4 protein-coding genes are annotated in these 2,728 nt (G+C 41.7%); all 4 read left to right on the forward strand.

Translation table 11 applies throughout. The features are described from left to right. Positions 1 to 455, forward strand: a 455-nt coding sequence (locus tag BLT_RS0102505; protein WP_017726242.1) for a DUF6470 family protein, incomplete at its 5' end; no start/stop codon positions are given. A 346-nt stretch (positions 456 to 801) separates the two neighbouring features. Further along, the gene (gene fliW / locus BLT_RS0102510; protein ID WP_017726243.1) at positions 802 to 1,254 is read left to right on the forward strand and encodes a flagellar assembly protein FliW; all 453 of its coding nucleotides are present in this window, start codon (positions 802 to 804) and stop codon (positions 1,252 to 1,254) included. Between the two features lies 1 nt (position 1,255). Continuing rightward, a complete protein-coding gene (csrA, locus tag BLT_RS0102515; RefSeq protein WP_017726244.1) occupies positions 1,256 to 1,480 on the forward strand; it encodes a carbon storage regulator CsrA in 225 nt (74 codons plus the stop codon). A 162-nt stretch (positions 1,481 to 1,642) separates the two neighbouring features. After that, a complete protein-coding gene (locus BLT_RS0102520; protein ID WP_017726245.1) occupies positions 1,643 to 2,461 on the forward strand; it encodes a flagellin N-terminal helical domain-containing protein in 819 nt (272 codons plus the stop codon). The last annotated feature ends 267 nt before the right edge of the window (positions 2,462 to 2,728 follow it).

Consider the following 2,728-nt stretch of genomic DNA (forward strand, 5'->3'; position numbering starts at 1 on the left):
TTCAGATTAGCCGTCGTGCTTCCAAGCTCTATATTGACCAGACAGCCGCCTTTGCCGATGCGAACTTAAAAACACCGCTACGGATGGCCAATGATTTTTGGGCGAAGTCAGAGCAAGCAGTAAATGAGCATATTGCAAAAAAGCGACAGCAGGGCGATCAAATGATGAAGATTGAGAACGGCTTTGGTGCCTTTGCTCATATCGCAAAGACCGATAGTGAAAAGCCGATGCGCAAAGCGGTAATCGCCTATATGCCGTCATCTGCATTTCAGGTGAAATTCGACTATGATCCGGGCGAACTCTCATTTTCAGTACCCGATTATCACACAGATATCCGTGTCACAAGGAACGAGCCTGAGATCCAGATTCCGAAGTGGCAAATTGACACATACCTCCGTCAAAAAGAAAGCATTTCCTTTCAAGCAGTCGGGGCTTTAGTGAATCGTGGGTTGTAAAAAGCTTCAGTGCAATAAAGCTGAGGCTTTTTTCTGTGGAAAAGGGGACGAGCTTACAGGATGACTAAGCAAGAAGCGTGTCGCTCACACGCCTGCATTGAAAGATTGCTCAGCGTTACCTGACGCACTCGTTTTCATCCGTGTGGGGGAGAGGTGCGCTCATACTGGTGAAAGTGAAAAGGGGACGGAGCTTGTAATGCGAAGAAGAAATCCCCCGTTGAAAAAGTGTAGCATGACCAAAGCATCCATCTTCACCCCGTGAGAAGACAAACCACTCATGCAGGTGTCTTTGCGTACAATTTGTATGATACAATTCAAAAAAACGGAAAATGTGTGGTGACTTAACATGAAAATCGTAACGAAATACAGTGGCGAAATAGAAGTATCAGATGAGAGAATCATTGAATTTGAAGCTGGAATCCCCGCGTTTGAGGAAGAGAAGACCTTTGTCCTTCTTCCGTTTGATGAGGATACACCATTTTATGTTTTACAATCAGCAACAACAAAGGATATAGCGTTTATTGTTGTTAATCCTTTTGATTTTTTTCCTGACTATAAGGTGAAAATTCCTGATGCCACGGTGGAACAGCTTGAGATCGAAAGGGAGGAGGATGTCGCTCTCTTTGTTATCCTAACAGTTCAAGACCCGTTTACAGACACGACAGCCAATCTTCAAGGTCCGCTTGTGATCAACTCAAAAAGACGAAAAGGAAAACAAATTGTTGTGAGTGAGGGCTCTTATGAACGCAAGCATCCCCTTTTTCCAAAGGAAGTAGCGGCTGCGAAGGAGGACAACTAACATGCTCATCCTTTCCAGGAAAAAAAATGAGTCCATTCAAATTGGTGATGACATTGAGCTAAAAATCCTCTCCATTGAAGGTGAACAGGTAAAAATCGGCATTCAAGCGCCACGCCATGTGGAGATTCACCGCAAAGAAGTCTTTTTAGCGATCCAGGAGGAGAACAGCGATGCCGTGAACGCAACGCTTGATTCGTTGAAAGCGTACTTACAACATAAAAAATAAAAAAATTTTTTAATTCGGCTAAAAAGGGTTAAAACATTTGTCACAATCTGACGATATAGTAAGTGTAGACCTCTAGTAGCGAAATGGCGGCCGACATTTCGCTTGAGGCGATACTATCAACCACAAGGACGTGGTTGGAAAAATTCAAGGAGGAATATTTTTATGATCATTAATAATAACTTAAAAGCAATGAACGCTCATCGTCAGCTAGGCATCAACCAAAACCAAGGTGCAAAGGCAATGGAGAAGCTTTCTTCAGGTCTTCGTATCAACCGTGCTGGTGATGATGCTGCGGGTCTATCAATCTCTGAAAAAATGCGTGCCCAAGTTCGAGGATTAAATCAAGCTTCTCGTAACGCGCAAGATGGTATCTCACTTATCCAAACTGCTGAAGGTTCACTACAAGAAACACAAGCGATTGTACAACGAATGAGAGAGCTTGCGGTTCAAGCAGCGAACGATACAAACGTTGCAGTAGATAGAGAAGCGATCAAAGCTGAGGTTGATGAATTAATTAAAGAGGTTGACCGCATTGCTACAACAACAACATTCAACGAAAAGAACCTTTTGGACGGTGCGTTAACTGTAGGTGTAGGTAACCTACAAATTGGTCCTGACCAAGGTACGAAAATTCAAATTTCAATTCAAACAATGACTGCTGCGAAGCTTTCATTAACTGGTTTCACTTTTGCAAGCCATGGTAATGCGGCTTCAGCAATCGCGAAATTTGATGCAGCAATTAAAACGATTTCTAGCGTTCGTTCTAGTTTAGGGGCTAACCAAAATCGTTTAGAGCACACTATTAAAAACCTTGATAATACATCTGAAAACGTACAAGCTGCTGAATCACGTATTCGTGACGTAGACATGGCGAAGGAAGTTATGAACTTCACAAGAACAAATATCCTTAACCAAGCAGCTCAAGCGATGCTAGCACAAGCAAACCAAGCTCCGCAAGCTGTTCTTCAGCTATTAAGTTAATAGGATTCTATAGGGAAGAGCTAGCAGAGAAAGCTAGCTCTTTTTAAAAAAGAAAGGAATTGTTCCTCAAATGTTTGAAAAGAACGTATTACTATTGAGCGAACTATACCCAGATATTTATCAAGATGTAAAAAAAATCAAAAATATTAAATATTTGGATGATATTTCAGAAGTTGTAACGAAAAATGACCATGCAAATTTATTGCTACAAAAAGATCATCGACGGATTTATTTACATAGCCAGTACTCTCCACAAAATGAAGCGGA

Origin of the sequence: Halalkalibacterium ligniniphilum (assembly GCF_000334155.1) — a bacterium.
In the GTDB taxonomy this organism is placed as follows: domain Bacteria; phylum Bacillota; class Bacilli; order Bacillales; family Bacillaceae_D; genus Halalkalibacterium; species Halalkalibacterium ligniniphilum.